This is a genomic window from Alysiella crassa DSM 2578 (assembly GCF_000745955.1).
Taxonomy (GTDB): Bacteria; Pseudomonadota; Gammaproteobacteria; order Burkholderiales; family Neisseriaceae; genus Simonsiella; species Simonsiella crassa.
Genome location: NZ_JQKH01000106.1, coordinates 1 through 7,001, shown reverse-complemented (window position 1 = coordinate 7,001; position 7,001 = coordinate 1). Strand labels below are relative to the sequence as shown.

Annotated in this window: 6 protein-coding genes and 2 tRNA genes; 5 read left to right on the top strand and 3 right to left on the bottom strand. The window is 46.9% G+C overall.

Translation table 11 applies throughout. The features are described 5' to 3' along the window. The 3 genes from Q338_RS11580 to hisG all read left to right on the top strand — a co-directional run bounded on the left by Q338_RS11580 (position 1) and on the right by hisG (position 1,613). Positions 1-77, top strand: a tRNA-Asp gene (locus Q338_RS11580). Positions 78-188: 111 nt separating this feature from the next. Next, a complete protein-coding gene (locus Q338_RS11575) occupies positions 189-881 on the top strand; it encodes an SCO family protein (protein ID WP_034295598.1) in 693 nt (230 codons plus the stop codon). Positions 882-971: 90 nt separating this feature from the next. Beyond that, positions 972-1,613, top strand: a complete 642-nt coding sequence (hisG, locus tag Q338_RS11570; RefSeq protein ID WP_034295602.1) for an ATP phosphoribosyltransferase — start codon at positions 972-974, stop codon at positions 1,611-1,613. Between the two features lie 71 nt (positions 1,614-1,684). On the opposite strand, the gene Q338_RS11565 is transcribed toward hisG, so the two are convergent. The 3 genes from Q338_RS11565 to Q338_RS11555 all read right to left on the bottom strand — a co-directional run bounded on the left by Q338_RS11565 (position 1,685) and on the right by Q338_RS11555 (position 5,136). After that, positions 1,685-3,124 (bottom strand): cell division protein ZipA C-terminal FtsZ-binding domain-containing protein, encoded by a 1,440-nt coding sequence (locus Q338_RS11565; RefSeq protein ID WP_034295596.1) that lies wholly within the window; start codon positions 3,122-3,124, stop codon positions 1,685-1,687. 379 nt (positions 3,125-3,503) lie between these two features. After that, positions 3,504-4,142: an alpha/beta hydrolase gene (locus Q338_RS11560; protein ID WP_034295594.1), complete on the bottom strand. Its 639-nt coding sequence runs from the start codon at positions 4,140-4,142 to the stop codon at positions 3,504-3,506. 94 nt (positions 4,143-4,236) lie between these two features. Continuing rightward, on the bottom strand, positions 4,237-5,136 hold the full coding sequence (locus Q338_RS11555) for a metal ABC transporter solute-binding protein, Zn/Mn family (RefSeq protein WP_051968632.1): 900 nt from the start codon (positions 5,134-5,136) through the stop codon (positions 4,237-4,239). A 316-nt stretch (positions 5,137-5,452) separates the two neighbouring features. Here Q338_RS11555 and Q338_RS11545 point away from each other — a divergent pair, with 316 nt between their 5' ends. Together Q338_RS11545 and Q338_RS11540 are read left to right on the top strand one after the other, a co-directional pair. Then, positions 5,453-6,793, top strand: a complete 1,341-nt coding sequence (locus tag Q338_RS11545; RefSeq protein WP_034295590.1) for a sodium-dependent transporter — start codon at positions 5,453-5,455, stop codon at positions 6,791-6,793. 120 nt (positions 6,794-6,913) lie between these two features. Continuing rightward, a tRNA-Asn gene (locus Q338_RS11540) sits at positions 6,914-6,989 on the top strand. Positions 6,990-7,001 lie beyond the last annotated feature (12 nt).

The following is a 7,001-nucleotide window of genomic DNA, read 5'->3' as shown; positions in this document are numbered from 1 at the left end:
GCGGTGGTAGCTCAGTTGGTTAGAGTACTGGCCTGTCACGCCAGTGGTCGCGGGTTCGAGCCCCGTCCACCGCGCCAATTTACAATCCCTTGAATTTCGGTTCAAGGGATTTTTTGCATTTGCAGTTTTCAAGTGGCGGCGTTATCATTAGCCAATATGTTCAATTCAAATAATGATTAGGAAATACCATGTTGACGCGTTCACAAATTGCATTGATGATTTCAACCGTTTTATTGGCAGCCTGCAATCCGTCTGCGCCCAATAATCCGCCATCGGCTTCTGCGCCCGCCGCGAGCAGCGCACCCGCCGCCGCTTCGGCAGCCACCCAAGTCGCCCAAAGTGCGTCTGACATCACACCTGCTTCGCCCAAATCGGTGGACATTCGCAAAGACGATATTGGCGGCGATTTCACGCTCACCGATGGCGATGGCAAACCGTTTACTTTAAGCAGCCTGAAAGGGAAAGTGGTGGTGTTGGCGTTTGGGTTTACCAATTGCCCCGATGTTTGCCCAACCGAATTGTTCAGCTACAGCGAAGCCTTGCAAAAATTGGGCGAACAGGCGAAAGATGTGAAAGTAGTGTTTGTGAGCGTGGACCCCGACCGCGATACGCCTGATTTAATTGGGCGTTACGCCAAACAATTTAATAAAGAATTCATTGGTTTAACCGATACGAATAAAGGCGCAGATATTGCGGTAATTAAACAACAATATCGCATTGTATCAGCCAAAACAGAAATTAAATCCGATACTTTGTATAATGTGGACCATACTTCTGGCGCATATCTGATTGATAAAAATGGGGAAACGGCTATATTTGAACCCTATGGCGCGGAAAGTGAACAAATCGCGGAAGATATTAAAAAATTATTGGCTGAATAATGTTTCAGGCTGCCTTTTATTTATCCTACGGCAATGGTTATTTTTAGGCAGCCTGAAAAATATTATCTATTTAAATTTAAAGAGTATTTTATGTCGCAAAATTTGACTATCGCGCTCTCCAAAGGGCGCATTTTTGAAGAAACTTTGCCCCTTTTGGCGGCGGCGGGCATTGAGCCTGCGGAAAATCCTGAATCATCACGCAAATTAATTATTGCGACAAATCATGAACATATCCGTTTGGTGATTGTGCGCGCGACCGATGTGCCGACTTATGTGCAATATGGCGCGGCGGATTTTGGCATTGCGGGCAAAGATGTGTTGATTGAACATGGCGGCGAAGGTTTGTATCAGCCTTTGGATTTGCAAATTGCGGCGTGCAAAATGATGGTAGCGGTGCGGCAAGGTTTTGATTATGCGGCAGCTTCTCGGGCGGGCAACCGTTTGCGTGTGGCAACGAAATACCCCAATATCGCGGCGGCGCATTTTGCCAAAAAGGGCGTTCACGTTGATATTATTAAATTGTATGGTTCAATGGAGTTGGCGCCGTTGGTGGGTTTGAGTGATGCGATTGTGGATTTGGTGTCAACAGGCGGCACTTTGAAGGCAAATGGTTTGCAAGCTGTTGAGCATATTGAAGATATTTCCAGTCGTTTGGTGGTTAATAAAGCAGCATTGAAAACCAAACATGCTTTGCTTGAGCCGATTATTCAGGCTTTTGCCAGCGCGATTTAATTAGGGTTTATATAAATTAAGGCAGCCTGAAAAGTTTTCAGGCTGCCTTAAATTTTTGAATAATAATAAATTTATGAGAAAACGCGTTGCGCCAATTCGCCACCCGATGGGATATGCGCGTCTATCATTTCCAATTGTTTTTCCAACACAAAGGTGCGAATGTTTTTCAGCCAATCGGTTGAAACTTGCTGGATTTGGTCGTCCACCAATTCCAAATGCAGACTTTGCGACAGGGCAACCGCCAAATTCACAAATTCTTCAAAATGCTGCTCGCCGTATGGCACATGGGTGATGTCAAACAACATGCTGAAGCCTTTGTAAGGCTGGCTCGCCAACAATTGCGGCGTGAATTCGCTGCCGTCCAAAGTTACCGCGTTGAATTTCACGCGACCTTTTTCATCCAAATACGCAAACGCGCCGTCTTGCAATTGAAAACCCAATTTTTCCAAACTATTACGCAATTCGCTGCCCAAAATGCTGACACGCGACACCAAATGAATGGCGATGATTTGGTCAACGCGGGCGCACAATTCGTCCAAAGGCTTGGCAACATTTAGGAATGCTTGCGTGTCTTCCAACAGCGCGTCGCCGCCCATGTTTTCAGCAAAATGTTCAACTTGTTGCCCAAACAAATTCAATTCGCGCTCGCTCACCAAACCATTGCGGTTAATCGCTTGCATGCCAATCACAAATGCTTGGTACAACACACCTGGTACGGGTTCAGCAACTTGGAATGAGCCGTCCATCGTGCAGCCAATGACTTGCACACGGTAGCGATTGGACAAGCGTGGTACGCTCAATAATTCCTGTGGCTCACGCAGCGAAACATAAGTTAAATAATCAATGCGTTTATCAAACCAAGTTAAACGGCTGCGTTTTAAATCTTCAAAATCAATCAGTAATGCGCTCGGTTCAGGTAAAGGCGTTTCATCGTAAACGTCCAAATCGTCTAAATCTTCCAATTCTCCAATGGATTCGGTTTCTTTGGTTTTGGCGGTGGACGCGTTCTGTGGGGTGTCGTCATCGCTAATGCTGTTGAGCATGCGATTGAAAGTGGCGCGTAAACCGCTCATAAAACCGCCCGATGGTGCAGGCAATTCGCTGGCTTTGACATTATTGGTCAATTCGGGTTCGGGCAAATCCAAACCCACGCTGGAATAGCTGGCTGGGTTGTTTTGACGGGATTTGTCGTCATCGTAATCGTCCAAATCGTCCAATAATTCGCTTAAATCAATATCATCGTCATCTTTGGTAACAGGGGTGTTTTTGCCGACTATGCTTGGTTTGAGCATGGGAGCAGGGGCTTCGGGACTGCTGATTTTTTCGTGCGACAAGGAACGACCATCACGCACGGATTGGGTTTGACTGCCCATCAGTGCGTCTTGGTCGGAATGCCCGAATTGGCTGCGAATTTTGTTGCGATAGCGGCTTTCCTGAATCATGTTGTAAGCAAAAACGGCAACCAACACCGTGAGTAATGCGGCAATGATGATGAGAAGGGTTTCGTTCATCTAAACGTCCTTATTTTATTTATGCTTGATGAGGGCGGAATGTGTCGTATTCTACAGGAGTTTGTTTAGCGATAAAAGCTGTTGATGAATTTGGGGAATGGGCGGATAGCTGGATTCAATTAATTTGTTGTTTTGTTGAGTAATTTGCTTTTCAGGCTGCCTTTCGCTACCCTACAAAAAAATGAAATACTGCCTGAAATCGTTGAAATACAGCAATCTACCCCCCTCTCCTTTGGGAGAGGGAAAAATCGTGGTGCATTGAAAGTTTTACCCTCTCCCTAACCCTCTCCCACAGGAGAGGGAACAGATGAGCGGTAGACAAAAATTTGTAGGGTAATGAAAGGCTGCCTGAAAAAGTAGGCAGCCTGAAAAATAGGGTTTACCCCAAAACCGTTGGCACAAAGCGATTGATGGTGTCGCGCAATTGAATCAGTTTGCCATGAAAAAAGTGTGAACTTTCGGGCAACACAATCACGGGCAAATTCTGCGCCGCCGCCCATTGGAGCGGTTTGGCGAGTGCCACCACTTCATCGTCTGCGCCGTGAATGATGAGCGTTTTGTGGACATTGGGAACGTGTGGGGCGGGGGGTTGAGTCGCGTCATAATGCCCCACTGCTGCGCCAATCAGCAACAGCAAATCAGGTTCGCGCTGATGAGCGGCAAAAGTCGCCACATAGCCGCCAAAGGAAAATCCCGCCAACACAAATTGCGCCGCTTGCGGATGTTGGGCGCGAGCAAAATCAATTACGGCAATGCAATCTTCGGTTTCGCCGCGACCATAATCGTGCGTGCCTGCGCTGTTGCCCGTGCCGCGTAAATTGGGTAAATAGCAATGAAAACCCATTTGGCTCAAAGCTTTGGCGGCGGTTTGAATCACTTTATTGGTGAATGTGCCTCCCTGCGTGGGGTTGGGGTGGTTGATGACGGCAACGCCGCGTTCTGTGCCTTGTGCGGGCAAATAAATCGTTTCCAATGCACCCACAGGCGCGTTAATCAGAATAATATTTGGATTTAACATTTTGATTTAATTTAAAATAATTATACAAAAAATTTCAGGCTGCCTGAAAAAACAGACAGCCTGATTGTGGCACAAAAATCAGTTAAACGACAAATTATTTCATCGCGCCGCTCATCATGCGTACATTGTAGCGGAACATATCGGTGTAGGTTCGCGCATTCGCGTCTTTGGAGAGCGCGTCTGAATACAATTTGCCGCCCACTTTCACGCCTGTTTCTTGGGCAATGCGTTGCACCATGCGCCCATCTTTGATGTTTTCCGTGAACACGGCTTTCACGCCTTCGCCTTTAATTTGGCGGATAATCGCGGCAACGGTTTTCGCCGATGGTTGCGCTTCGGTGCTGGTGCCTTGTGGCGAAATCAGTTTCACGCCGTAGCGTTTGCCCAAATAGGCAAAAGAATCGTGTCCTGTCAATACTTTACGCTGTGCGGCAGGCACGCTGTTGAATTGTTGGCGGGCAAAATTATCCAATTTAATCAATTCATTGGAATAATTTTTAAAACGCGTTTCATAATATTTTGCCCCTGCTGGGTCGGCGGCAATCAAGGCTTTTGCCACATTAGCGGCATATTTTTGCATTAAAACAGGGTCATGCCAAACATGGGGGTCGGTTTCGTGATGATGGTCGTGTCCAGCGTGGTCATGCCCAGCGTGGTTGTGGTTTTCAATGGGCGTAATGCCTGCGGCGGCTTCAGCGTAAGGCACTTTGCTGTTTTTCACCGCGCGAACCACATCGCCATTTTCCAAACCCAAACCATTGATTAAAATCAATTTTGCTGAAGACAATTTTTTAATATCGCCGCCTGTCAATTGGTAGCCGTGTGCATTGCCATCGGCCGGCACGAGATTATTCACGCTCACGCGTTCCCCACCGATTTGTTTTGCCACGTCGCCCAAAATGCTGAAGCTGCTGACCACAGGCAAAGTTTCCGCCCACAGGCTGCCTGAAAACGCCAAGCCCATTACTAAAATACTGATTTTGTTTAATTTCATGATAAAAACCTTATTTAAGTTGTTTCTGGGAAAACCGAGATTATATAATGATTAATGTTATAGTGTAACGAAATAATGGTAAATTAACAAAAACAGCCAAACTTGTTACAATCCATTGCTTTATTTTCAGGCAGCTTTACAGTACACGCCAATTGTTCAATCACAAATTATGTAGGGTGCGCCGTGCGCACCAAGTGGCTGAAATTATTGAAATATTGTGGTGTGTTTGGTGCGCATGGCGCACCCTACCGTGATTTTTGTCGTGCATTGAAAGGCAGCCTGAAAACTCATTAATCCACCTAAAACAGGTTTCATCATGAACACACATTGGACATCACGACTCGGATTCATACTCGCCGCCGCAGGTTCTGCTATCGGTTTGGGCGCGATTTGGAAATTTCCCTACACCGCAGGCACCAACGGTGGGGCGGTTTTCTTTTTGATTTTTTTACTGTTTACCGTGCTGGTGGGCTTGCCCGTGTTGCTCGCCGAATTTTACATTGGGCGCAAAACAGGAAAAAACGCCATTGACGCACTCAAAGAACTCTCCCCCAACCAAACCGCGTGGGCGTGGATTGGGCGTGTGGGCGTGTTTGGTTGCTTTGTGCTGTTGTCATTTTACAGCGTGGTGGGTGGCTGGGTGTTGGCGTATTTCGTCCACGCCGTTTCAGGCAGCCTGAACGCCAGCACCAATTACGAACAACTCTTCGGTGCAACCATCAGCAACCCCGCCCAAGCCATTGCCTACCAAGCCGTGTTTATGCTCATCACCATCTGGGTGGTACGCAAAGGCATTTCCGAAGGCATTGAAAAAGCCAACCGCTACATGATGCCTGCCTTGTTTATCATGTTTATTATTTTGGCGATTCGCTCGCTGACTTTGCCCAATGCGATGGCGGGTATCAGCTTTCTGCTGAAACCCGATTTCAGCGCGGTAACCGCCAATACTTTGCTGACTGCATTGGGGCAAGCCTTTTTTGCCTTGAGTTTGGGCGTGTCCACCATGGCGACCTATGCCGCCTATCTTGACCGCAAAAGCGACCTGTTCCGCTCCGCCAACAGCATTATGTGGATGAATATGGCGGTGTCTCTATTGGCGGGTTTGGTGATTTTCCCAGCCGTATTTGCTTTTAATTTCAAACCAGACGCAGGGCCGGGTTTGATTTTCATGGTACTGCCAGCCGTGTTCCAAAAAATGCCATTGGGTACGATTTTGTTTGCCGTGTTTATGATTTTGGTAACATTTGCCACGCTCACATCCGCATTTTCCATGCTGGAGACCGTCATCGCCGCCACCATACGCGGCGACCAGAGCAAACGCGCCAAACACACTTGGGGCATAGGCATCGCCATTTTGATTATTGGCATACCGTCTGCGCTGTCGTTTGGTGCGATGGCGGACGTGAAATTGTTTGGCAAAACCATTTTTGATTTATGGGATTTTGTGATTACATCGCTGATTATGCCGATTTGCGCGTTGGCGACCACCGTGTTTATTGGCTATGTGCAAAACCGCAGCCAAGTTTGGGCGCATATACGTGAAGGCAGTTCTTTACCAGAAATGGTGGTGCGAATTTGGTATGGTGCTTTGCGTTATATTGCGCCGATTGCGATTTTGCTGGTGTTTGCGAATACATTGGGGTGGATTAAATTTTAAATTTTCAGGCAACCTGAAAATTAAATTGTAAGAAAATACAATTATTAACTGAAAAACATCAAAATTTGTTTTACAAATAAATTGACAGATTTTCAAATTCCGCTATAATTCAATCTTCATTCCCTGATAGCTCAGTCGGTAGAGCGACGGACTGTTAATCCGCAGGTCGCTGGTTCGAGCCCAGCTCGGGGAGCCAAATTTAAACCGC